The following is a 24,915-nucleotide window of genomic DNA, read 5'->3' as shown; positions in this document are numbered from 1 at the left end:
ATGGAGTGAGAGGTGTAATAGGTGATTAAGTGGTCAATGGCTGCGCTAAGTGGTTTGTCGGTGTTTTAAATGGACGAGAATGACCGTTCAATGGTAGACGAAAACTGTGATGGGCATCAAAACCACCGAGATAAAGAATCTAAGTGGTATAAATTGTCGCTGAAATATCTTGGATAAAATAGTGCATTTACACTGCACTGACTAGCCTTTCAGTATAGAATCTTAAAGAGAACATCGTGCATATTGGCGCGTATAAAACTAGGGATAATTATGAGACTAGCGGGTGTATTGTTGATGGTTTTGACTTTGGTCGGGTGTGCCAAAGGCGTGGATGAGCTTGCAAAAGAAGGGAGTTGGCAGCAGATTGGTTACCAAGACGGTGTTCGAGGTCAGTTGCCAAGGAGCTATTCGGCGTTACAAGAGTTAGGCGCTGCGAACCAAGCTGAGTATGAAAATGGCTATCATAGAGGTATCAAAGAGTTTTGTGATGCTGATTATGCATTTCAGATCGGATTATCTGGCCAGCAATATAATGGCTCTTGTGAAGGGCTTCCTGAAGCGCAACGTTTCCGAATGGAATGGCAGCGTGGCTGGAACGAGTATAGCAGTCACTAGAGAGTAGAAAAGGCCACGTTAACGTGGCCTGTTGTGTTACAGGTGATCATCAACAGCACGGCGTAGAAACCCATCTCTTTTCGCCAACTGGTGTAACCCTTGCTCTTTGCTCACCCCTGTGAGAATCATCAATATCGCCAGCTTCACATCGTAATCGGTCTCCTTGAGTACCTTTTGTGCTCTAGCATTGTTACAGTCAGTCGCCTGCATTACGATGCGCGCCGCACGGGCAATCAATTTTGCATTGCTGGCTTTAACATCCACCATTAAGTTTTGGTAACTCTTGCCTAAACGAATCATGCTCGCTGTGGTTAACATATTGAGTACCAGTTTTTGAGCGGTACCTGACTTGAGTCGAGTTGACCCTGTCAGTGCCTCTGGTCCAACAACTGGGCTAATCGATATCTTAGCGATTGCGGCAATGTCAGAGCTTGGGTTACACGACAGTGCAACCGTGGTAGCTCCCAATTGATTGGCGTAATCAAGAGCACCTATAACATAGGGTGTTCGTCCACTAGCGGCAATGCCGACGACTACATCTTTTGCCGAAAAATCAATATTTTTTAGGTCTTCAACGCCGAGTTCGGGGTTGTCTTCGGCTCCTTCTACCGCTTTAAACATCGCTCCTTGTCCACCGGCAATGATGCCGACAACCATATCGGAGGAGGTACCAAATGTGGGTGGGCATTCTGAGGCATCAAGCACACCAAGCCGTCCACTTGTTCCTGCACCCAGATAGATCAAACGACCATTTTTTTTGAATGCTTCAGTAATAAAGTCCACAGCTTGAGCAATTTCAGGCAGTACTTTTTCGACGGCAAGAGGTACGAGTGCGTCTTGTTGGTTCATTCGTCTAATGATGTCAATAGACGGTAATAAGTCGATGTCCATGGTGTCGGGGTTGCGACCCTCCGAAACCAGTTGAGATAGAGCATCTAAGAGAGCATCGTTTGTCATAATTATTCCTAATTCGCGAGGTAAATAACGCCCAGAGGCGTTGCTTTTCTTGCACCAGTGACCGATGGTAGGTTACTCGCAATGCCATTTACCCGGCAGTAAGCGAGCCAGGCGAAAGCCATTGATTCCATATAATCAGCGCTGATCCCGAGCTGATCGGTTGATTGAATAGACCATTTAGAGAGTTGCTGTTGAAGACGATCCATTAATATCGGATTATTGGCTCCACCGCCACAAACATAGACGCAGGGAACCTGACCTTGTCGATATTTCTCTATGTCTTGAGCAATGGTCAATGCGGTAAATTCGGTTAGCGTTCGCAGCACATCGTGATCATTGATAGGCGCGGAACATTGCGTCAGCTGTTGTTGTAGCCAATGCAGGTGGTAATGCTCTCTTCCGGTACTTTTGGGAGCAGGTCGCTGCAAATACTCATCTTTGAGTAGCACTGAAAGCAGCTCTTTATGCACTTGACCTTGGCTTGCTAATACACCGTCATGATCATAGGCTTGACCAAACTTCTCTTGAGTCCACGAGTCAATCAGTACATTGCCAGGACCGGTATCAAAGCCAATAACCGTGTCGTCTGCTAACAGTACTGATAGATTTGCCATGCCACCAATATTAAGTACAACTCGTGATGAGTCGGTGGTGCCAAACAAGTATCGATGGAACGCGGGCACTAATGGCGCTCCCTGGCCTCCCAGAGCCATATCTTTACGACGAAAATCCGCGATAGTATCAATGCCAGTGCGACACGCGATGATGTTGGCGTCGCCAAGTTGCAACGTAAACGGCGTTGGGGAGTCAGGGTGATGAAAGACGGTTTGCCCGTGACTGCCAATGGCACGAACCTGCTCAGGAAGAGTTCCTGACTGACGCAACAACTGTTCTACCGCGTCGGCAAATAAGTGGCCCAGACGATGGTCCAGCTCTCCGATAGTTTGTAAATCAGTATGTTGTCCGTGACAGACGGAAAGTACTGACTGCTTCAAATCTTTAGGAAAAGGGAGGAAGTTACTTGCAAGTAATGTAATGGTTTTGTCCACATCAACCAAGACAGTATCGACACCATCTAGGCTGGTTCCGGACATGATTCCAATATAACGCGATGATGTTGAAGACATATTCTTTCCTTCTTTTGACCTGAAATGATTGTAAAGGAAAAATAAAGCGAATAATCTCATCTGAGTCGTTAATTGAAGATAATTTTGCAAAGGAAAGAGTATGGGACCACTTTGGGTCGATGTTGACGGTTTTGAACTGAGCGCTGAAGACAGAGAAATCTTACAACACCCAACGGTGGGTGGTTTGATATTATTTTCACGTAACTTCCATGATTCTGAGCAATTACTAGAGCTTAATCGACAGATACGCAAGGCTGCAGGCAGGCCGTTATTGATTGGTGTTGATCAAGAAGGGGGGAGAGTACAACGTTTTCGCAAGCATTTTACTTGCCTGCCAGCCGCTCAGGATTATGCTCTTGCTGCTAACGGTGACGAGCTCGCTAAGCACTCTGGTTGGCTAATGGCCGCAGAGTTAATCGCTCATGATATTGACTTGAGTTTTGCTCCTGTTTTGGATGTTGGTCACGATTGCAAGGCGATAGGTAATCGAGCGTTTGGTGAAGATAATCAAACCGTGATTCGCTACAGCAGCGCGTTTATGTCAGGCATGAAAGCTGCGGGTATGGCAACGACAGGTAAGCATTTTCCGGGTCATGGTGGTGTGATTGCTGACTCTCATTTAGAAACGCCATACGATGAGCGCGATACCATTTTTCAACAAGATATGGCGATCTTCAAACATCAAATTACTCATGGGCTCATAGATGCAATGATGCCTGCTCATGTTGTCTATCCTCATTACGATCCAGCACCGGCTAGCGGTTCTGAATACTGGTTAAAACAAGTTCTTCGTCTACAACTTGGCTTTAAAGGGTTGGTGTTCTCTGACGACCTATCAATGGAAGGGGCGAAATTAATGGGCGGACCTGCAAAGCGCTCAATGCAAGCATTGAACGCAGGCTGCGACATGATTTTAATGTGTAATCATCGCGACTCGGTTATCGATGTGTTGGACAACGCACCGATAACAGATGTCCCAGTCGCGAACACCATGTTAAAAAGCAAGAGTTACTCTTTGCAGGATCTGCAACGTTCGCAGCCCTGGAAAGTGGCACGTAACGCTGTGAGCGCGATTGTTGAACAAGTGTCATAAACGCAAAGCTTATTAAAAGCCTAATTGTTCTTTTAGGGTTTTCAGATAGCGTCGGCTAACGGGAACAGTGAAATCACCTTGGGTGGTGATTTCCGCAAGCCCATGATCCAATAGTTTAATTTCTTTGATCATTTTTATGTTGATCAAATACTGACGATGACAGCGTACAAGACCTGTTTTTTGTTCGAGCACCTTCAGGGTCAGTTGACTAGTGGCCACTTGTTCAACCGTTCGTATGTGGACTCCCGATATATCACTATAAGCACACTCAACATCTTGGGTGGGAATAATCACGATCCGGTTATGGCCCACACACGGGATTTGATTGAGCGTGCTAGGCGCGATGTTATCGTATTGCTCATGGCTTACTTTTTCGTACTTGAATAAACGTTGAATGGTCTTTTTTAGTCTTGCTGGGTCTACGGGTTTAAGAAGGTAATCAAAAGCATTGTCCTCAAAAGCCTGTACAGCATATTGATCATAGGCTGTGACAAAGACCACTTTGGGCATGGTATCAGGATCAAGCATGCCAAGCAGTTCTATACCCGTAACTTGTGGCATCTGAATGTCCAAAAATACAACGTCTGGCTTGAGGTGGTTGATTTTCTTGAGCCCATCAATGGCATTGCCTGCCTGATCAATAACGTCTATCTGATGTGTTTCTTCTAGCAGTTCCATGAGCTCTTCGCGAGCGAAAAGCTCATCATCGATAACCAGTGCCGACATTCTGTTCATAAGAGGGAAGCCGTCCTATTGTGAGTAGCTATTGAGTGGTTGGGGATAATAAAGCTCATCCGAGTATAGGTGTTGTTTTCCACATCAATTTTTAGCGCTGCATCACGGCCAAACTGGTTGGTTAACCGTTTGTCAACAATTTGCATTCCAAGTCCCTGATGGTTAGTTGATGGTTTACAGTAAGCACCAGCGTTGTCTTCGACCGTTATTTTGTAGCCTTGTGTAACGATTTCGCTGTAAATTCGAACCTTACCGCCTTCGAGTAGATTTGCAATACCGTGTTTAATCGCATTTTCGACCAGTGGCTGCAGGGTAAAACTCGGAATGCTGATCTCCAATATGCGATCATCAATATCAATATCGATCGATAGCCTATCAGAGAAACGGGCCATTTCGATGGTTAGGTAGGCATTTACATGCGCGATCTCTTCACGAAGGGTGACGCTTTCTATGTTCTGTTTTAGGTTACTACGAAAGAACTGAGACAAGTGTTGAATCAGTGTTCGGGCTTTATCGGGATCGCGACGAATGATGGCGCTAATGGTATTAAGGGCGTTAAAAAGAAAGTGGGGATTGATCTGCGCTTGTAGCAGCTTGATTTCCGCCTGATTGAGCAAGGTCTGCTTGGTGAGATAGTCACCATGCAAAATTTGGCTCGAGAGCAGCTGAGCGATTCCCTCAGCCATTGACATATTAATCGTTGAAAACAACTTCCTTTTCGGTTCGTACAGCTTTATGGTTCCGATTACACGATCACCAGTACGTAATGGGATAATGAGTGCTGAGCCCAGTTTGCAATGTTCTGAGATGGAGCACTGGTACGTGTGTTCTTTACCATCAAGGTAGATAATACGATTTTGTGCTATGGCATCGAGCGTCGCTTGAGAAGATATGGGGCGATTGAGCTTATGGTGGTCGTCACCGATCCCGACAAAGGCCAAAATTTTGTCATGATCGGTAATAGCAACGGCACCAACATTGGTTTCTTCATAAATGATGCGTGCAACTTGGCTGGCATTACTTGAATTGAAGCCGTGGACAAGGATACCGACAGAGCGTTCGGCGATATTGAGGGCTCGACGCGAAAAGGTTGCTGAATATTCTTCAAAGATGGTTTTTCGATCCTGAAGGATACTCATAAACAGAGCCGCTCCTACGGAATTTGCGATGATCATTGGAGCTGCAATATCCGAAACCAACTCATAAGCCTGAGAGAAAGGCTTAGCGACAAGCAATATGATCAGCATCTGGACGATTTCAGCAACAAAGGTAATGTAGAGCACCATACTCGGAGCGAACAGCTTTTGCTTGTTGTTTCGCTTTATTAGATAGCTGTGCAGCAAACCACCGATAAGGCCCTCGGCAGTGGTGGATATCGCACAGGCCACATCAGTAAAGCCACCCAACGTATAGCGGTGCATCCCGCCCGTAAATCCCACAGCCAGGCCAACTAAAGGGCCTCCAAATAGCCCTCCCATTACCGCCCCAATGGCACGCGTATTCGCGATAGCATCGTTGATCTGCAATCCGAAATAGGTGCCCATAATACAAAAAGAAGAAAACAATATATACACGCCAAACAAGTGGGCTGGGCGTTTGGAGATGCTAAATAACGGAATGAAAATGGGAGTCTTGCTAAGCATATAAGCTAAGACCAAATAGACACACATTTGTTGTAGCAGGGATAGCACCAGATCCATAGAACTTCCATTTTTTTAGTTGTTCGTTCATTGTATTCGAGCCCCTATGGTTTCGCTACATTGGCTTCGATATTCTGCAGGCTGGTACGCAGTCGATATTGGATAAAGCTAAGTGTAAATATAAATCTACATATGTATTTTTAAGTTTACTGTTGCAAACGTAAAATTTCCATGTATCTTGTCTTTATTGAATTAATATCGACTTCAAGGTAGAAGTTGTTGTAAAGTTTTATTTACGGGTGATGTATGAGAAAGAGTGAACTAAGTAATGTCAATATTAGCTCAGAGCAGGTGCTAATAACACCAGAAGAATTGAAAGCCAAACTCCCTTTGAGTGACAAAGCTCGTAAGTTTATTCAGGAATCTCGTCAAACTATCGCCGATATCATTCACAAGCGAGATCATCGCCTACTGGTGGTGTGTGGTCCATGCTCTATTCATGATATTGACGCAGCGAAAGAGTATGCGAAAAGACTCAAAGAACTGTCAGCTTTGCTCGGAGACCAACTTTACATTGTTATGCGAGTCTACTTTGAGAAGCCAAGAACGACAGTTGGCTGGAAAGGGCTTATCAATGACCCGCACTTGGATGGTACTTTTGATATCGAAGAAGGTTTGCATATTGGTCGTAAATTGCTCGTTGAATTAGCCGAAATGAATATCCCGCTCGCCACTGAAGCACTTGATCCGATCAGTCCGCAGTATTTGGCCGACACGTTCTCTTGGGCGGCGATTGGTGCTCGTACAACTGAATCACAAACTCACCGTGAGATGGCGAGTGGACTGTCAATGCCGATCGGCTTTAAAAATGGTACCGATGGCAGTCTTGCAACAGCAATCAATGCGATGCAAGCAGCGTCATCATCCCACCGTTTTATGGGTATTAGCCGTGAAGGACAGGTTGCGCTGTTGACGACTCAGGGTAATCCAAATGGTCATGTCATCCTACGAGGCGGCAAGCAGACTAACTACGATTCGGTATCGGTGACTGAGTGTGAACAAGAAATGGCGAGCTCTGGTCTTGAAGCGTCATTAATGGTCGATTGCAGTCATGCAAACTCTAGAAAAGACTACCGCCGTCAACCTTTGGTGGCGGAAGATGTCATTCATCAGATCCGCGAGGGCAATACCTCGATCATCGGTCTTATGATTGAAAGCCATATTAATGAAGGCAATCAGAGTTCAGATATTCCTTTAGATCAAATGGCTTATGGTGTATCGATCACTGACGCGTGTATCAATTGGGATTCAACTGAGGCACTATTACGACATACACATAATGAACTTATCCCATTCTTAGAAAACCGAATTAAGGAATAATCGCAAAGATGGCAGCTGAACTCGACGCTCTTAGAGATCAAATAGATGAAGTAGATAAGCAGATGGTGGAGCTGTTGGCTCGTCGTCTTGCGTTGGTAGAACAAGTTGGTGAAGTGAAAAGTGAACACGGATTACCTATCTATGTGCCGGATCGAGAAGCATCTATGTTGGCCTCTCGTCGTCGAGAAGCTGAAAAGCAAGGCGTTCCGCCTCAGCTCATCGAAGATATTTTACGACGTACCATGCGTGAGTCTTATGCGAGCGAAAAAGATTCGGGCTTTAAATGCCTGAATCCAGAGTTACGCTCGGTCGTTGTTGTTGGTGGTAATGGTCAGCTGGGTCGAGTCTTTTGTCGCATGTTTTCTTTGTCAGGTTATGAAGTCAAAGTTCTTGGCAGTCAAGACTGGCAGAAAGCGGATGAGATGTTGAAGGATGCTGGCTTGGTGGTGGTAACAGTACCGATCCACTTGACTCAAGGGGTGATTGAACAATTGGGTCGATTGCCAAAAGATTGCATTTTGTGCGATCTCACATCGATAAAATCTCAACCTTTGAATACGATGCTCAAAGCTCATACTGGTCCAGTTGTGGGCCTTCATCCGATGTTTGGTCCGGATGTTAGCAGCTTGGCTAAGCAGGTCATTGTTTACTGTGATGGGCGAGGGGAAGAATACTATCAGTGGCTGCTAGAGCAATTTAAGATCTGGGGAGCAAGTCTTTGTCATATAGACGCGTCAGAGCATGATCATGGAATGACTCTCATACAGGCACTGCGCCACTTTACCTCGTTTGCTTATGGCTTGCACTTAAGCAAAGAGGGGCCGAACTTGGACACGCTATTACAGTTAAGTTCTCCTATCTATCGTCTAGAGCTGGCTATGGTCGGCCGTCTATTTGCTCAAGATCCTAACCTCTATGGTGACATAATTTTGTCATCGCAAGAGAATATCGACATGATAAAACGCTTCCATCAACGATTTGGTGAGGCACTGCAATTGCTTGATAATCATGATAAAGACCAGTTTGTGATGCAATTTGAGCAAGTCAGTGATTGGTTTGGTGATTATTCAAAGCAATTTATGTCAGAAAGCCAAAACTTGCTCAAGCAAGCCAATGACGCGATTCATCGCAGCGGATGATGGTTAGGTAACAAACATTAAAAAAGGCGCAATGAATATTGCGCCTTTTTTAGATGATAACAATCAGTTTGTTTGAGGAGTCAAAGAAGCGGCTTCAACCGTTTCATTATTTACAGTGGTCACCGCCTTATCTTTAAAGGGGGTATTGGTCAGGTTAACCTGCAACCGCACCACACTGTCGATGAGTTTGACAAGTGGTCCCCATTGTACTTTCTTTTCTTTCTCGAAGACGTAATCGAAGTTTTCTGGGCTCCAGTCCATCAGGTATTGAGGGTTGAGCGTACGTCCAAGAAAACGTACTTCATAGTGTAGGTGAGGGCCAGTAGAGTTACCGCTATTGCCACAAGTGGCGATGACGTCTCCCTTACTGACAAATTGGCCGCTTTTTGCTTTGAAGCGATGTAAGTGAGCATAAGACGACATAAAACCAAACGCATGTCTGACGGTCATGTAGTTGCCATACCCCTGTTTGCTCGGACGCACTGTCTCAATGACGCCATCTGCTGGCGCTAAGATCTGCTCACCGACTTTACAGGTTAGATCGATGCCGGTATGCAATTGGCGGTTCCCTGAAATAGGGTTGGTTCGACGGCCATAAGACGAAGAAATGCGTTGATAGGTAATGGGGCTGTCGTTAGGGATCAAGCGAAACATGGTCGCTCTGACCGCCGAATCGATGGCAGCAGCATCAATGCGCTGCTCTAAAGGAAGTCCACCGACATCGTCTTCGTTGCTGGTTAGGCCAAGAACGACTTCGACATCATCGATGCGTTTGCCTAATAACTGCAACTGATCTCTTTTTTGTTCAAGCTCCTGTGAAAGGTCATGAGTCACTTCAACTTGTTCAAGAAATTTTGTTTCGAGTTCATTGTTGGCGATTTTCGCCGATGACAGATGAGTTGCTGTCGTTTTTAGCTGTTGTTGTGATTGGGTATAAGAATAGCCAATATGAGCCAGAACAATAGGCAGAGATACCATTATAAGAGCAATGGTCAGTGTGCGCTTTTTCCCGAAGCGTAGTGTTTTCTGTCCTTTCGTCGTAGGAATAACTACGGTAATCCGATTTGGCATAGAGCACCCGATGTATGACAAAACCATGTAATAAAGTCATTTTTTTGTAATTTCGATCGTTTTTGGGTAGAAAATCACAAAAAAATAGAGGTCGCTAATATTAGCGACCTCTATGAAAATTACAAGTTTATATGTTAACCGAGGCTTTATTTTGCGATACGCTTGTACTTGATTCGGTGTGGTTCAGCCGCTTCCGGCCCTAGTGTTTTCTTCAACCAATCCATGTACTCGGTATAGTTACCTTCATAGAAATTCACTTGGCCTTCATCGCGGTAGTCAATGATATGAGTAGCAATACGGTCGAGGAACCAACGGTCGTGCGAGATAACCATGGCACAACCAGGGAACTCTAGTAGCGCTTCTTCTAGTGCACGTAGTGTTTCAACATCCAGATCGTTGGTTGGCTCATCGAGTAACAACATGTTGCCGCCGGCTTTAAGCAGTTTGGCTAGGTGGACACGGTTGCGTTCACCACCAGACAGTTCGCCAATGATTTTTTGTTGATCGCTGCCTTTAAAGTTAAAGCGAGAACAATACGCACGAGCTGGGATCTCGAAGCTATTGATCTTGATGATATCTGCGCCTTCAGAGATCTCTTGGAATACCGTTTTGGTATCATCCATTGAGTCGCGGAACTGCTCTACCGATGCAAGTTTAACGGTATCACCCAGTTCAATCGTGCCTGAATCAGGCTGTTCGGTGCCGCTTAACATTTTAAACAGTGTTGATTTACCAGCACCGTTGGCACCAATAATACCGACAATAGCGCCTTTAGGAATGCTGAACGAAAGGTCGTCAATCAGCACTCGACCATCGAAAGACTTGGTGAGGTTATTAACTTCAAGCACTTTGTCACCTAAGCGCTCACCTGGTGGGATGAACAGTTCATTGGTCTCATTTCGTTTTTGGTGATCGCCGCTTTGCAGTTCTTCAAAGCGCGCCATACGTGCTTTTGACTTCGCCTGACGACCTTTCGGGTTTTGACGAACCCACTCAAGCTCTTTCTCAATGGTCTTTTGACGAGCTTTTTCTGAAGATGCTTCTTGTTGTAGACGCGCATCTTTTTGCTCAAGCCAAGACGTGTAGTTACCTTCCCATGGGATACCTTCACCGCGGTCAAGCTCTAAGATCCAACCAGCGGCGTTATCAAGGAAATAACGGTCGTGGGTGATAGCAACAACAGTACCCGTATAATCAACGAGGAAGCGCTCTAGCCATGCGACTGACTCCGCATCCAGGTGGTTGGTAGGCTCATCAAGAAGCAGCATGTCTGGTTTTTCAAGGAGTAGACGGCAGATAGCAACACGACGGCGTTCACCACCAGATAAGTTTGCGATTTTCGCATCCCACTCTGGTAGACGAAGTGCATCAGCAGCACGCTCTAGAGCATTTTCTAAATTATGGCCTTCTTTCGCCTGAATGAGCGCTTCCAGTTCGCCTTGCTCTTTTGCTAAAGCGTCAAAGTCAGCGTCTGGTTCTGCATAGGCAGCATACACTTCATCGAGTCGTTTAAGTGCACCAGCAACATCGGATACCGCCTCTTCGACCGCTTCTCGAACAGTTTGTGACTCATCAAGCCTTGGCTCTTGCGGTAAGTAACCGACATTGAGGCCCGGTTGTGGGCGCGCTTCGCCGTCGATATCAGTATCAATACCAGCCATGATGCGCAATAGTGTTGATTTACCCGCGCCATTGAGGCCAAGAACACCGATTTTGGCACCAGGGAAGAAGCTTAGGGAGATATCTTTAAGGATTTGTCGCTTTGGTGGCACTATTTTGCTCACGCGCGACATGGTATAGACGTATTCAGCCATTGCCGATCGTTCCTATTTTTTAAGACTAAGAAAACATTCATTTTACACTAGGCAAGATAGCAGTATCAAATGTATGCGCTATTGAGAGCTTCTCTTTACACGTAATAAAGAGTATTCGGTTAACTTGAGAAAAAAAGTGGGTAATTTACTTGTCAACCAACAAAAAGAGCTAGATGTTGACTAATATTAGTAGAGATTGCGTTGATTGAGTTCTCAATTGTGTTTTGACCTGTTTTTCACACAGTTTTGAAAAGCGAGTAGCAAAAACGTGCGTAACTATAGTCCCTACCGATAACTACACGTTGTATGCGTAATATTGTGAGAGAGACCCACGACGAATGAACAGAAAACCAATATCAGCGGGCGTAATTACAACGTTATTACTGACTTTGAGCTATAGCTCATCCAATTTAGCTCAATCCAGAGATGCTATAGAACAACAACGAAAGCATTATGATGACGCGCAGACATTCATTGACCGCAGCGATATCAGTCGCTACGACTTCTTGCGTTCTAAAATAGAGGATTACCCACTCACACCATACATTGACTATCGTGTGTTTTCGTTGCAGCTACCTTACAAAAATGTCGATGAGGTCAATCAATTTATAACTCAACACGCGAATTTCCCTTTTTCGAGAAGGATCCGGGCGCCTTATCTTGATGTGTTAGCCAGTAAAAAAGATTGGTCAAGTATTCTGCAATTTCAGCAAAGCTACCCAGTTGGGGAAAGATATCAGTGTCTTTATCACCTAGCTCAGCTCAATACTGGCGACGAGACAGGAGCTTTTGAAGGGGCAAATCGACTTTGGCTAAGCGGAGACAGTATTGATGATGCCTGTGACCCGTTATTTGATGCTTGGAGCAACGCGGGGTTCAAGAGTGATGAAGTGATCATTGATAGAATGCTACTGGTTTTCGCAAACAATAATGGTCAGCGATTAAATTACTTGGCAAAGAAAGTAAAATCGGCATCCAGTTCAAAGCTAGCGAAACAGATTGTGCTGCTTTACAAGCAGCCACAGTTAATCACCAGTTTTCTTGACGGTAGTGCCACACAAGAAATCAAGGATTCTTTAGTTCATTCAGCATTCAAAAAGTACGCTAAAAATTACCCCGAAAAAGCACTTACCTTATGGCTCAAACTCAGTCAGCATCCACATTTCCCCCAAGATCAGTATCAAGAGTTAGCTGAATACCTTGCGATGCGCTTCATTACTACAGAGGATGAGGCTTATGCAACATGGCGAGATGATGTCTTGTCAAAGAGCGATAGCGCTATCTATTTGGAGAGACGCTCAAGATTGGCTATTCAACAATCAGACTGGCAGGGGCTAATGGATTGGATTTCTCTACTGCCACAGGACAATCAAAGTGCAACACGCTGGCAGTATTGGCTGGGACGTGCCGAACTAAAAACGGGTAATGAACAGGGGGAGGATAGGTTGCGCGCAATTCTCGGAAAGAGAAATTTTTACAGCGTGGCCGCTGCATTTTACTTGGGTGAAGAGGTGGATTACCCAACCACTAAAATCACGTTGAATGGCGATGTTGTGCAGCCATATATGGTTGATTTGCTAAGAATCAGTGAGCTTCTGGAACGGGATAAAATTGCGGCTGCTAAGTCTGAATGGCGATACTTACTGTCTCGTACTAGCAGCGAAGAGCAAGCCATGTTAGCGGCTTATGCCAGCCAAAATAAATGGCATCATTTTAGTGTTGTTGCCAGTATAGAAGCCAAAATGTGGGATGCTATCGAGCTGCGTTTCCCTATTGCACATCAAGAGCTTTTTAGTTTTTATGCAAATAAGTTAGAGCTTGATGACGTGATGTTGATGTCACTAGCGCGACAAGAAAGCGCTATGGATGTCGAAGCTCGCTCTCCTGTGGGGGCTCGTGGTGTTATGCAAATTATGCCTGCAACAGCGCGTTACACCGCAAAGAAACACAAGATCCGTTACAAGAAAGTCAGTGAGTTATATAAAGTGGATAAGAATATTGAGATCGGCTCACACTATCTTTCCGAGTTACTCAAGAGTTATGAAAGTAATCGTATCTTTGCTTTTGCAGCCTATAATGCCGGGCCTAACCGGGTGAAACGTTGGCGAGAGAACTCGCAGGGTAATCTCGATGCCATAGCCTTTATTGAATCGATACCCTTTAAAGAGACTCGAGGGTATGTGCAGAATATTTTGATGTTTCAATTGTACTATCAAGGACTTCAGCAACGTGAGTTAGACTTCTTAACGGAATCAGAAGCGAATACTCAGTATTAGGTTTCGCTGACGGAATTAGGCCGCTACAATGTCGTGATGATATTTTCTAATAGGCATGTTAATGAAAGCAGAGTACCAAGAATGGCAAGAGGTCATCGAACTGATTCAGCGCTCAGCTGAAACAGGACAACAAGAGGCACTTCTTACTATGTTACTAACCCCCGATGAGCGGGAGTCAGTGATTGCGCGAGTAAACATACTGTGCGAACTGCTCAAAGGAGAGCTTTCTCAGCGTCAAATTAGTCAATTGCTCGGAGTTGGTGTTGCGACGATCACTCGTGGCTCTGCTGAGCTAAAACGACAAGAACAAGAGCAAAAAGAACAGTTAATGTCTTTACTGCTCAAGTAAGACAACGTCAGGTGCTTTGCCTGACGTTGATTCACATCCTTAAAAGTGTTCAGGATTAGTGAAAGGAATCAAGGCCAGTATTAACGCCTGATGATAGACAGAGCTTCGTGTTAGCTGATGCTGGGTTAACAGACCAATGGCTCCTCCCTTCTGTTTGATATTTTCCGTTCCAAATACCTCGTCCATGACGCTTCCTAGTTCGTTGGTGGCACTAAGCGCCGATACTACGCTAGGCGGCAGCATTAAGCTGGCAGAGCGAGACTCCCCCCTTTTGGTCCCTGAATCAATAACCATCCACGCAAACGTGCAGCCATTATCCAGACCAGCTTCGATGCCAACGTAGTAATCTGCGCCTGGTTGAGCTTGTTTGGCGTTCCCAACGCGATTGCAAGCCCCCAAATAGGTCTCTTGATTGCACATTGGCTGGTCAGAAACGTTACTTGGCACGTTAACACCAATAAACTCGAAGTCAGAGTGTTCTGTCAGTGCCACTTCAAAGGCACTTTTTACCGCATTAATTTTGGCTGGATTGAGCGAGGCTATAACAACAACAGGCATTGATTCTTCCAATTGACGAACTTAGGAGACTATTTTAACGGAAGATTTATCAGAAGTTCACATTTTGCTTATCTATAACGCAAGAAATTACGTTACCATCCGCTCCATTGTGAAAATGAATGCAAATTCTTCACATTGAACATTAAATATGGAACAAAAAGTGACGCCTCAAATGCATTGCGGCAGTGACTAATAAGAAAATGAAGGACATTATGAAAAAGCAAGTGGTATTGGCTTTAGGTTTGGTAACGTTAGTAGGTTGCCAAGCAACTCAGAGACAAAATGCAACTACAGGTGAATATGAGACCAATTCGGCAACAAAAGGTGCGTTGATCGGTGCTATTTCAGGTGCTGCTATTGGCTTGGTGACGGGCAGTGATGCAAACGAAAGGCGCCAACATGCTCTGATTGGTGCCGCTGGTGGTGCAGCGGTTGGTGGTGGCGTAGGCTATTATTTTGACCAGCAAGAAAAAGCCTTACGAGAAGAGTTGCTTAACTCTGGTGTGCAAGTTGAACGAATTGGCGAGAATGAGCTTAGACTGCGCCTAGAAAATGGCATTGGTTTTGAATCCAATAGCCATGCATTGAATTCGAGTATTCACAATACGTTAAAAGGGGTAGCAAAGATACTGGCTGAATACCCACAAACAAGTTTGGTGATTGATGGCTTTACTGACAGCACGGGTAATGCGCAACACAATCAGCAGCTATCGGAAAAGCGTGCAGAACAAGTACGATCGTTCTTGTTATCTCATAACATCTCTGCAGGCAGAGCGGTAGCTCGAGGAAATGGCGAACGATTCCCAATTTGCAGCAACTCTACATCACAAGGACGTCAGTGTAACCGACGCGTAGAAATTCAAATCATTCCTTTGACATAATCGAATAAAACAGCCCAGTGAGTACTGGGCTGTTTTTTAGTTGCTTGTTACTGGTCGAGTTTTGGAATGACAGGTTTGACGTTATCGGATGGATAGCAGCCGAGAACCTTAAGGTACTTAGTGATTTTAGTGAGCTCATTAATCGCGTTTTGCATCGCTTCGCAGTCTTTATGTGCTTCTACATCGACATAGAACATTTCTTCCCAAGGGTTACCCATAATTGGGCGCGACTCCAATTTGGTCATATTGATGCCATAGCGTTGCAATACCAATAAGGTCTCAACTAAAGAGCCTGCAGTTTGAGAGGTTGCCATGATGAAGGTGGTTTTGGCCGGGATCTGAGGAGACACTTCCACAGGCTTTCGAGCTACGATGATGAAGCGAGTATGGTTCTCTGTTTGGTTTGCGATGTTTTCTTGAATGGATTGCAGTCCATAGAGTTTGCCACTCGAAGCATGACCAATCGCTGCAACATCATCTCTGTCCATTTCCTGAACTTGTTGCATCGCATCTGCTGTGCTTGCGCACGATTCTAATTTCACCCCCTCTAGGCGGCTTAGAAATTCACTGCATTGTTGATGAGGCTGAGGGTGAGAATACAAGGTTTTGATATCTTCTAAACGAACTTCTCGAGTCGCAACCAAGCAGTGTTCGATTGGCTGGGTTAGCTCGCCGACAATATGTAAAGTGGTGTGCTGCAATAAATCGTAGACTTCATTGATCGAACCTGAGCTAGTATTTTCTATAGGAAGTACACCATATTCTGCGTGTCCGGACTCAACCGTTCTAGCAACTTCTTTAAAATGCTCACAGTTAAGCTCGACAAGCTCCATATTCTTGCGGCCGAAATATTCGCGACTTGCAAGATGAGAATAAGAACCCTTTGAACCAAGGAATGCGACACGAGTGAGCGGTTTTCTGCTTTGCGGATTGGCAAGGTTTTGTAAATATGTTTGTTGCAGCAAGACAGAGTCTTCAATGATCGTATGGAATAACTTCGTTATGTACGGTGCATCTAAATGATATTTATCTTTACCGTTATTGATCAATTTAACCAGCAGTTGTTGTTCTCTTGCTGCATCGCGAACGGGTTTTGACGTTTCTACTTTACTTTTGGCAACCTCAATACTTAAGCCGCGTCTTTCTGAAAGAAGTTTTAGCAGTTCGTCATCGAGCTCATTGAGGCGAAGACGGATTTCGTCAAGTGAATACTGTTTCTTAGTCATTGAATTATCCTTATAAAAAAACCTCCCAGTGGGAGGCTTTCCGTTCGTTTTTGACTTATCTTTTGCAAAACGATGGTGCCCCCAATTTTTATTGGAGAAAAAAGAAGTCAAAAAGAAACGCGTTAGTGTTATGCATCAGCTGTGAATGATTATTTAATTTAACATCAATGAGTAACACAATAAGCAAGGTGGCCTAGAGCGTCAAGCAAAAAAATAGCGCCCTTAGGCGCTATCTCAAATCAAGCAGTTGGAGCTATTCAACTTCTAGTTCAACTTCTTCCTCTAACTCCGGTTTTTCAGTACGTCTTGCTTCTGGCTTATGACGTAGTTTGTTCAGCTGACGTTCGAGTTTCTGTTCTACTTCGTTAACGGCAACGTATAAATCTTGATGTGTGGCTGAAGCAACAAGTTTTCCTTTGGGTACCGTAATGCTTGCTTCAAACTTCATTTGCTTGTTTGGCTCTTCGCTAAACGCGGTTTGACAGCTAATAATGTCAACTTGCCATTTTTCGAGCTTCTTAAATTTACTTTCTATGTGCTCACGGATTGCAGAGGTGATGTCAATGTTTTTACCAGTGATGTTTACTCTCATACGCTTTTTCCTCTGTAGCATCCCTTATGGGTTAACTTCAGATTACTGAATCCCCCCTAAATAGATGTGATGGAGATCACCTTTTTGTTGGGGTAGATCTCAACATCCACTAAATGTGATCGTGAGCAAAACTTTACTACTTTTTAAGTCAAAAACGCTTTTCTTTCTAGCAAATCTCATTAAATTGGAAACAGTAGCAAGCTAAAAATTCCTCCGTTTTTAGGGCACTGTTACAGCCTCAAATTAGTCGCGACCAAAAATCACACAAAATAAAAGTGTGATCTTAATCATCTTGCTTATTCCGTCTCAAAGATTTGGTAAAATTCCACCTGACTATTCCTTGCTTGTTGCTCTTCTCTGACGATGTTCAGCGCTTGTAGTTGTTTGTAAATGACATAGTAGCGGTTAATGTTGGCCACGTATTTAACAGGCTCAGAGCTGATGTGCTGCCTTGCAACGATTTCGACGTTTTTAAACCAAACATCAGGGTCATAACCTTTTTGTGCTGCGATTTTTCTCATACGACGAATTTTTGCGGGTCCGGCATTGTAGGCTGCCAGCGCGAAGTAGATTTGATCATCCTCTTCTATGTCCTCACTATCAAAGTAGCGATCTTTGATAAATTTTAGATATTTAACCCCCGCATGTATGTTGTTTTCGACCTCATTGATTTGCTTAATGTTGACATTCGGGTCGCTGGCGGTGGTGGGTAGAACTTGCATGATCCCGACAGCTCCTTTGTGAGAAACTTTCCTTTGGTCCAACCCGGACTCTTGAAAGGCTTGTGCTGAGATCATTAAAAAATCGAACTCATACATGTCGGCGTATTTTTTAAACAACCCGACGAGGCTTTCGAGTCGTTTGACTTTATTAGGATTGAGAGCGCGACCATACCAGTTTGTTTTGTCTAAATACTTTTGATAGATAACATTGCCAAGCAGGGTGCCAGAGCGAGCGGTTCTAACATATTGATTGACCAATTTTTTAAAATTTGGGGAGTCTTTTCTCATTGCCCATGCAATTTCACCTTCCGTTCTGAGGGGAAGGTGTTCGTTAATCTGGATATTATCCATTGTCTTTATCCAAAATTTAGCTTTGTGACTATCAAGGACGGTCGTCTCTATGTAACCTTGGTTGATCATCTCAATTAGTTCAAAGTCTTGCAGCGTTTCTTCAATAAACCTCACGTAGATCGGTTCTATTTCTTGGCGAGTTAATTGTTGGTTGATGAGCTGCAAGCTTTCAAAGTAGCTGGAGCTCCCCCTTACCCAAACCTCTTTGCCGCTCAATTGTTTGATGTCTGTGATTGGGGGATGGGCACTATTGGTAATCAGAAGCTCCTGGATGTCACTCAATAGAGGTGTACTAAAATCGACGATTTCTTGTCGCTTTCGGGTGATGGTTAAATTGGCAACGACTAGGTCGCCATAGCCTTTCGATAGAGCAGGGAGCAAGTCATCTCTGGGGACGGGTATAACTTGTACATTGAGAAAACGGTTGTTCTTTTTAACCATCTTTTCAAAATGGTAAAGAAGTTCTGCGCCAACGCCTTTTGGACGTCCATTCTCGATGTAGTAGAAGCCTAAATCCGCGGAAACCAGCACTCTGATCACACCCTTTTTCTGCATTGTTTCGAGATCCGCTTTATAAGGCGCAACGGATAGCGGTGCGAGTTCTAGGCCTTTTAAAGAAAAGGAGAATAACAATAAAATAACAGTAAGTAATATTGGTTTTTTCACATAAAGACTTCTTGTTAACAGGATGTTACTTTGAAGTATATGAAGAGGATTGTTTATTTTCAAACCACGAAAATAAGCGGTAAATAGACAAAAAAAAGCACTGCAGTTGCAGCGCTTGAATTAAGGTAATACTAAGGAACTATTAGCGAGGATTCAGCTTCATTAACTCTTCAGTTCTTTTCACTGCGTCTTCCATCCCCAGCTCTTGGTAGGCCTTTTTTTGGATTTCGAGTGATTTGCGAGCAGCGTCTGTATCAGGGTACGTTTTTTGGATTTCCTGAGTACGATTTATTGCAGCGATCCATGCTTCGCGTCTTAAGTAAAAATCTGCAGTGGCAAGATCATAATTGGCGAGCCTGTTTTTCAAAGCGACCATGCGTTTTTTCGAGTCTTCGGCGTAGGCGCTGTTGGGGTAGCGTTTAAGTAGGCGATCAAAATCAGCGAAAGCCGCTTTAACGGGCTCTGGGTCTCGGTCAGAGCGATCGATACTAAAAATATCATGCATAAAGTTTCTATCTTGCGCCATGTGGCTCAAGCCTCGCATGTATAAAACCCAGTCAGAACGTTCATGCGTTGGATTTAAACGAGAGAAGCGCTCGATGGTTGCAAGGCCTAAAGCAAGATCATCATTTTTGTAATAAACGTAAATTAGATCGAGTTGTACCTGCTCTGTGTAGGCACCAAATGGGTAGCGCGAGTCTAAAGCCTCTAAGCGTTCTACCGCAGAAGACCAGTTTCCGCTTTGCAGTGCCTCTTGTGCTTCGGAATAGAGTTGAGAAGGCGGTACATCGGGCACGATGACTTCTTTGTCGGCGCAACCAAACAACAAAGCTAGAGCAAGTAAGCTTGTTAGTTTATGAAGTTTCATACTAAAACTGGGTTCCTTGATTTAAATATTTTCCTAGTTCCGTTACTTTCTAGCCAGTAACAGATACAATACTGAACTATATTATCCATACTAGTGGCTTTAGTCCCACGATTTTTAAAAAAGTTCGATATGGCACAGCAGATTGAATTAACAAATACAGTAAAAGACAGCCAGTTAGGTCAGCGTTTAGACCAAGCTGTGGCAGAACTCTTCTCGGATTTCTCTCGTTCGCGCATTAAAGAGTGGCTCGTGAACGGAAAAATTTCTGTTAACGGTGAGGTTATCACAAAACCTCGTACAAAGGTTATGGGTGGCGAAACGATTACAGTTCAGGCAGAGCTGGAAGACGAAGAACGTTTTGAGGCGCAAGATATTCCTCTGGATATCGTATATGAAGACGATGATATTTTGGTGATTAACAAGCCAAGAGATTTCGTTGTTCACCCTGGAGCAGGAACGCCTGATGGCACAGTGTTAAATGCATTACTGTTTCACTATCCAGAGATTGCGGAAGTCCCACGAGCAGGTATTGTCCACCGTCTTGATAAGGACACGACAGGGTTGATGGTTGTCGCAAAGACAGTGCCTTCTCAAACTCGATTGGTTAGAGCTTTACAAAAACGTAAGATTACACGTGAATACGAGGCTATAGCGATTGGTAAAATGACGGCTGGTGGCATGGTTGATAAAGCCATTGGTCGCCACTCGACAAAACGTGTTTTAATGGCCGTCAATGAACTTGGCAAGCCAGCGGTGACACATTATCGAGTGGCAGAGCACTTCCGTGAGCATACACGAATTCGTTTACGTCTTGAGACAGGGCGAACTCACCAAATTCGTGTACACATGTCCTACCTTCAGCACCCGCTGCTTGGTGATATAGCCTATGGTGGTCGCGCTCGAATTCCTAAGGGTGCATCTGAATCACTAACGCAGATGATTCGCGCATTTGATCGCCAAGCTTTGCACGCTGTTATGCTTCGTTTTGCTCATCCGGTGACCGGTGAAGAAATGGAGTTTCATGCTCCAATCCCTGAGGATATGGTGATCATGACAGAGGCACTTCGCGAAGACGCAAAGCTCAATAAAGAAGACGAGTATTAATGTCACATATTGTGCCGAGTTGGAAGGTGGCAGATAATGTGTGTGCAATAAGCTCGACACGAAAAGGTGGTGTTTCAAACGCCCCTTTTCATAGCTTGAACTTAGGTATGCATGTTGGGGACAATGCTGATCATGTTGTTCAAAACCGCGAACATTTGGCACAATCTTCTCGGATGCCAAATCAACCTATTTGGCTCAATCAGACTCATTCCAATAAAGTGGCTGTCGTTGATAAGCCCACCAACGTGGTAATCGACGCTGACGCTCTTTTTACGAAAATACCCAATGTGGTACTGTCTGCAATGACGGCAGACTGCTTGCCTATTTTGCTTGCTGATACCCAAGGGCAGGCCGTTGCCGCGGTTCATGCTGGGTGGAAGGGATTGGCGAATGGTATTGTTGAAAATACATTGGCTTTATTTGAATCATCAGTGCACGCATGGATAGGGCCTGCAATAGGGCCAAAACATTTTGAAGTTGGACACGATGTTTATCAGGCTTTTTGTGACAGTATGCCGCAAGCTTCCGTGGCATTTAACGCGCTATCTAAAGAAGGAAAATGGTTAGCGGATCTGGCATTGATCGCCGAATTACGTATGCGCCAGGCGGGCGTGATGACGATTACTCAAAGTCACCGATGCACTTATAGTGAATCCGACAACTTCTTTTCTTATCGCCGTGAAAATATAACTGGTCGTATGGCAAGTTTCATTTGGCGAACATAATGAATTTTCATGCTAGAGCTTGAAATTTGAACGTCGCGTATCCATCTTATTTTTATATGTTGTCATATCAAAAATAGGGGGTTGCTATGCGCCTCGACCGTTTTACTAGCAAATTCCAATTGGCTATCTCAGATGCTCAGTCACTTGCGCTGGGTAGAGACCATCAATACATAGAACCCGTACACCTCATGGTGGCACTGTTAAATCAAGACGGCAGTACGGTTAGACCTTTATTGACGATGTTGAATGTTGATGCCGTTCAACTTCGCTCTAAACTAGGTGAGATGCTCGATCGCCTTCCCAAAGTGAGCGGTGTCGGCGGTGACGTTCAACTCTCTAGTGCTATGGGGCAGATTTTTAACCTGTGCGACAAGGTTGCGCAAAAGCGTCAAGATAGTTACATCTCTTCAGAAATCTTCCTCTTGGCTGCCATCGAAGATCACAGTCCCTTGGGAAAACTCCTCAAGGAAATGGGCCTGACTGAAGCAAAAGTCAGTCAAGCTATTGAGCAAATTCGTGGTGGACAAAAAGTAGATGATCCTAACGCGGAAGAAAAAAGGCAGGCATTAGAGAAGTTTACGATCGATCTGACAGAGCGGGCTGAACAAGGAAAGCTGGATCCGGTGATTGGTCGGGATGACGAGATCCGTCGTACGATTCAAGTATTGCAGCGACGTACTAAAAATAATCCAGTGATTATTGGTGAGCCTGGTGTCGGTAAAACAGCGATTGTCGAAGGCCTTGCCCAGCGTATCATTAACAATGAGGTTCCTGAAGGCTTACGTGGACGTCGCGTTTTGTCTCTTGACATGGGGTCTCTTGTTGCGGGGGCAAAATATCGTGGTGAGTTTGAAGAAAGGCTAAAAGCCGTTCTCAATGAGCTTGCGAAAGAAGAAGGCAACATCATTCTTTTCATTGATGAATTACACACGATGGTCGGAGCGGGTAAGGGTGAAGGCTCAATGGACGCCGGTAATATGCTTAAACCTGCATTAGCCCGAGGTGACCTTCATTGTGTCGGCGCAACGACGTTAGATGAATATCGTCAATATATAGAGAAAGATGCTGCTTTAGAGCGCCGTTTTCAAAAAGTATTAGTGGATGAGCCTACGGTTGAAGACACCGTGGCAATTTTACGTGGTCTAAAAGAGCGGTACGAACTTCATCATCATGTTGAAATTACGGATCCAGCGATTGTTGCAGCTGCAAGTCTTTCACATCGATATATATCCGATAGACAGTTACCGGACAAAGCCATCGATCTGGTTGATGAAGCTGCCTCGAGCATTCGACTGCAAATCGACTCCAAACCGGAATCTCTAGATAAGCTAGAGCGCAAAATTATTCAGCTCAAGATTGAACAGCAAGCGTTAAATAACGAACACGATGAAGCGAGTGAAAAGCGTTTGGTGGTGTTAAATGAAGAGCTTGATGCCAAAGAACGAGAATACGCCGAGCTTGAAGAGGTTTGGAATGCAGAAAAAGCCGCCCTTTCTGGTACTCAGCACATCAAGGGTGAGCTGGAACAGTCAAGAATGGATATGGATGTAGCGCGCCGGGCTGGAGACTTGAATCGAATGTCTGAGCTTCAGTATGGACGGATCCCTGAACTTGAAAAACAGTTAGATCTGGCGACCCAAGCTGAGATGCAGGAAATGAGCTTGCTGCGCAACAAAGTGACTGATGCGGAAATCGCAGAAGTTCTGTCGAAGCAAACGGGTATCCCTGTTTCAAAAATGCTTGAAGCTGAGAAAGAAAAATTACTTCGCATGGAAGACGTTCTCCATAAAAGAGTTATTGGTCAGAATGAAGCTGTGGAAGTTGTTTCAGACGCCATCCGCCGAAGTCGAGCTGGCTTGTCTGATCCTAATAGGCCAATTGGTTCTTTTTTGTTTTTAGGTCCAACAGGGGTCGGTAAAACAGAACTTTGCAAAACCTTAGCCAACTTTATGTTTGATAGTGAAGAAGCCATGGTTCGAATTGATATGTCAGAATTTATGGAGAAACATTCTGTTGCAAGGCTAGTTGGTGCCCCTCCAGGATATGTCGGCTATGAAGAAGGTGGCTACCTCACAGAGGCAGTAAGAAGAAAACCGTACTCGGTTATTTTGCTTGATGAAGTGGAGAAAGCACATGCCGATGTATTTAACATTTTACTTCAGGTACTAGATGATGGCCGGCTTACCGATGGTCAAGGGCGTACGGTCGACTTTCGTAATACCGTAGTCATCATGACATCCAACCTAGGGTCATCAAGGATACAAGAAAATTTTGCGGTACTGGACTATGAAGGAATCAAACGTGAGGTGATGGACGTAGTCACATCTCATTTTAGACCGGAATTTTTAAATCGTGTTGATGAAAATGTTGTCTTCCATCCATTGGGTGCCGAACACATTAAATCGATAGCTTCTATTCAGTTGGACAGATTGGGGAACAGAATGGAAGAAAGTGGTTATCAACTAGAAGTGTCAGAGCAAGCCCTTGATTTTATCGCTAAGGTTGGCTTTGATCCGGTATATGGTGCAAGGCCTTTGAAACGAGCAATACAGCAAAGTGTCGAAAATCCGTTGGCGAAAGCGATTCTAGCGGGCAAGGTTGATGTAACAAAGCCAGTTAAATTGCTCGTGAACAATGACCGAATTATTGCTCATCAGTAAATTTGGTAATCAATAGTCTAAAAAGGGAGGTTTTCTCCCTTTTTTTGTCGTTTTTTTCTACATGTAGTTCAATTTGCAAGCGAACGAGCGTTTTTATTAGGTTTTGTTGAAAATAGTGGTTGCCAAGACGGCTTCATTCTCTATAATGCCACCTCGCTGACACGGGAACGGTTCACAAAAACCACTACCAGTCAGAAGGTCGCAAAGCTTCTTGAAAGCTTGGCGAAATAAGTTAGAAAAAGTGGTTGACACGATAACTTATCTCGCTAAAATGGCCGTCCGTTTTGAGAGAAGCTCAGAACAAGCTCTTTAACAATTTAAACCTATCAATCTGTGTGGGCACTCGTTGATGATAATCAAAAAAGA

Annotated in this window: 21 protein-coding genes and 1 other annotated feature; of the genes, 10 read left to right on the top strand and 11 right to left on the bottom strand. The window is 44.5% G+C overall.

Features of this window, described 5'->3' with window-relative positions; translation table 11 throughout:
- Positions 1-270 precede the first annotated feature (270 nt).
- Positions 271-615 carry a DUF2799 domain-containing protein gene (locus tag LNL84_RS17840; RefSeq protein ID WP_244359065.1) on the top strand — a complete coding sequence of 115 codons (345 nt, stop codon included), beginning with the start codon at positions 271-273 and terminating at the stop codon, positions 613-615.
- Positions 616-651: 36 nt separating this feature from the next.
- Here the strand turns inward: LNL84_RS17840 and murQ are convergent, their stop codons facing one another.
- Entirely contained in the window at positions 652-1,572 is a 921-nt protein-coding gene (gene murQ / locus LNL84_RS17835) for an N-acetylmuramic acid 6-phosphate etherase (protein WP_244359064.1), read from the bottom strand.
- 8 nt (positions 1,573-1,580) lie between these two features.
- Positions 1,581-2,699, bottom strand: coding sequence for an anhydro-N-acetylmuramic acid kinase (locus tag LNL84_RS17830; protein WP_244359063.1), 1,119 nt, complete (start codon positions 2,697-2,699; stop codon positions 1,581-1,583).
- Between the two features lie 100 nt (positions 2,700-2,799).
- Here LNL84_RS17830 and nagZ point away from each other — a divergent pair, with 100 nt between their 5' ends.
- On the top strand, positions 2,800-3,792 hold the full coding sequence (gene nagZ, locus LNL84_RS17825) for a beta-N-acetylhexosaminidase (protein ID WP_244359062.1): 993 nt from the start codon (positions 2,800-2,802) through the stop codon (positions 3,790-3,792).
- 12 nt (positions 3,793-3,804) lie between these two features.
- On the opposite strand, the gene btsR is transcribed toward nagZ, so the two are convergent.
- Together btsR and LNL84_RS17815 are read right to left on the bottom strand one after the other, a co-directional pair.
- On the bottom strand, positions 3,805-4,527 hold the full coding sequence (btsR, locus tag LNL84_RS17820; RefSeq protein ID WP_244359061.1) for a two-component system response regulator BtsR: 723 nt from the start codon (positions 4,525-4,527) through the stop codon (positions 3,805-3,807).
- Positions 4,524-6,227, bottom strand: a complete 1,704-nt coding sequence (locus LNL84_RS17815) for a sensor histidine kinase (protein ID WP_244359060.1) — start codon at positions 6,225-6,227, stop codon at positions 4,524-4,526. Before LNL84_RS17815 ends, btsR begins: the two co-directional genes overlap by 4 nt.
- A 246-nt stretch (positions 6,228-6,473) precedes the next feature.
- Here LNL84_RS17815 and LNL84_RS17810 point away from each other — a divergent pair, with 246 nt between their 5' ends.
- A complete protein-coding gene (locus LNL84_RS17810; protein ID WP_244359059.1) occupies positions 6,474-7,547 on the top strand; it encodes a 3-deoxy-7-phosphoheptulonate synthase in 1,074 nt (357 codons plus the stop codon).
- Between the two features lie 8 nt (positions 7,548-7,555).
- Positions 7,556-8,686, top strand: coding sequence for a bifunctional chorismate mutase/prephenate dehydrogenase (gene tyrA / locus LNL84_RS17805; RefSeq protein WP_244359058.1), 1,131 nt, complete (start codon positions 7,556-7,558; stop codon positions 8,684-8,686).
- 63 nt (positions 8,687-8,749) lie between these two features.
- Here the strand turns inward: tyrA and LNL84_RS17800 are convergent, their stop codons facing one another.
- Complete coding sequence (locus LNL84_RS17800) at positions 8,750-9,757, bottom strand: M23 family metallopeptidase (protein ID WP_244359057.1); 1,008 nt, start codon at positions 9,755-9,757, stop codon at positions 8,750-8,752.
- Positions 9,758-9,903: 146 nt separating this feature from the next.
- Positions 9,904-11,571, bottom strand: coding sequence for an energy-dependent translational throttle protein EttA (gene ettA / locus LNL84_RS17795; protein ID WP_244359056.1), 1,668 nt, complete (start codon positions 11,569-11,571; stop codon positions 9,904-9,906).
- 338 nt (positions 11,572-11,909) lie between these two features.
- Between ettA and LNL84_RS17790 the strand changes: the two genes are divergently transcribed.
- Both LNL84_RS17790 and trpR read left to right on the top strand, forming a co-directional pair.
- Positions 11,910-13,847, top strand: coding sequence for a transglycosylase SLT domain-containing protein (locus LNL84_RS17790; protein WP_244359055.1), 1,938 nt, complete (start codon positions 11,910-11,912; stop codon positions 13,845-13,847).
- Positions 13,848-13,902: 55 nt separating this feature from the next.
- Complete coding sequence (trpR, locus tag LNL84_RS17785) at positions 13,903-14,196, top strand: trp operon repressor (protein ID WP_244359054.1); 294 nt, start codon at positions 13,903-13,905, stop codon at positions 14,194-14,196.
- Between the two features lie 39 nt (positions 14,197-14,235).
- On the opposite strand, the gene yjjX is transcribed toward trpR, so the two are convergent.
- Complete coding sequence (gene yjjX / locus LNL84_RS17780) at positions 14,236-14,754, bottom strand: inosine/xanthosine triphosphatase (RefSeq protein WP_244359053.1); 519 nt, start codon at positions 14,752-14,754, stop codon at positions 14,236-14,238.
- 212 nt (positions 14,755-14,966) lie between these two features.
- Here yjjX and LNL84_RS17775 point away from each other — a divergent pair, with 212 nt between their 5' ends.
- Positions 14,967-15,635, top strand: coding sequence for a YiaD family glycine zipper/OmpA-like lipoprotein (locus LNL84_RS17775; protein ID WP_244359052.1), 669 nt, complete (start codon positions 14,967-14,969; stop codon positions 15,633-15,635).
- A 47-nt stretch (positions 15,636-15,682) separates the two neighbouring features.
- On the opposite strand, the gene pheA is transcribed toward LNL84_RS17775, so the two are convergent.
- The 4 genes from pheA to LNL84_RS17755 all read right to left on the bottom strand — a co-directional run bounded on the left by pheA (position 15,683) and on the right by LNL84_RS17755 (position 20,060).
- Positions 15,683-16,861: a prephenate dehydratase gene (gene pheA / locus LNL84_RS17770; protein ID WP_244359051.1), complete on the bottom strand. Its 1,179-nt coding sequence runs from the start codon at positions 16,859-16,861 to the stop codon at positions 15,683-15,685.
- A 12-nt stretch (positions 16,862-16,873) separates the two neighbouring features.
- Positions 16,874-16,994 (bottom strand) — a sequence feature (Phe leader region).
- A gap of 120 nt (positions 16,995-17,114) precedes the next feature.
- Positions 17,115-17,453 (bottom strand): ribosome hibernation-promoting factor, HPF/YfiA family, encoded by a 339-nt coding sequence (gene hpf, locus LNL84_RS17765; RefSeq protein ID WP_244359050.1) that lies wholly within the window; start codon positions 17,451-17,453, stop codon positions 17,115-17,117.
- A 296-nt stretch (positions 17,454-17,749) separates the two neighbouring features.
- The gene (locus tag LNL84_RS17760) at positions 17,750-19,192 is read right to left on the bottom strand and encodes an MltF family protein (protein ID WP_244359049.1); all 1,443 of its coding nucleotides are present in this window, start codon (positions 19,190-19,192) and stop codon (positions 17,750-17,752) included.
- Between the two features lie 142 nt (positions 19,193-19,334).
- A complete protein-coding gene (locus LNL84_RS17755) occupies positions 19,335-20,060 on the bottom strand; it encodes an outer membrane protein assembly factor BamD (RefSeq protein WP_244359048.1) in 726 nt (241 codons plus the stop codon).
- Positions 20,061-20,189: 129 nt separating this feature from the next.
- On the opposite strand from LNL84_RS17755, the gene rluD reads away from it, so the two are divergent.
- The 3 genes from rluD to clpB all read left to right on the top strand — a co-directional run bounded on the left by rluD (position 20,190) and on the right by clpB (position 24,549).
- The gene (gene rluD, locus LNL84_RS17750) at positions 20,190-21,164 is read left to right on the top strand and encodes a 23S rRNA pseudouridine(1911/1915/1917) synthase RluD (protein ID WP_244359047.1); all 975 of its coding nucleotides are present in this window, start codon (positions 20,190-20,192) and stop codon (positions 21,162-21,164) included.
- The gene (gene pgeF, locus LNL84_RS17745) at positions 21,164-21,889 is read left to right on the top strand and encodes a peptidoglycan editing factor PgeF (protein WP_244359046.1); all 726 of its coding nucleotides are present in this window, start codon (positions 21,164-21,166) and stop codon (positions 21,887-21,889) included. The genes rluD and pgeF overlap by 1 nt, the downstream gene beginning before the upstream one ends.
- An 86-nt stretch (positions 21,890-21,975) precedes the next feature.
- Positions 21,976-24,549, top strand: coding sequence for an ATP-dependent chaperone ClpB (clpB, locus tag LNL84_RS17740; RefSeq protein WP_244359045.1), 2,574 nt, complete (start codon positions 21,976-21,978; stop codon positions 24,547-24,549).
- Positions 24,550-24,915: the final 366 nt, after the last annotated feature.

The sequence above is a fragment of the Vibrio gelatinilyticus genome (genome assembly GCF_022836845.1).
Taxonomy (GTDB): Bacteria; Pseudomonadota; Gammaproteobacteria; order Enterobacterales; family Vibrionaceae; genus Vibrio; species Vibrio gelatinilyticus.
Note: the sequence above shows the minus strand (reverse complement) of the source record. Positions and strands in the feature narration are given on the sequence as shown.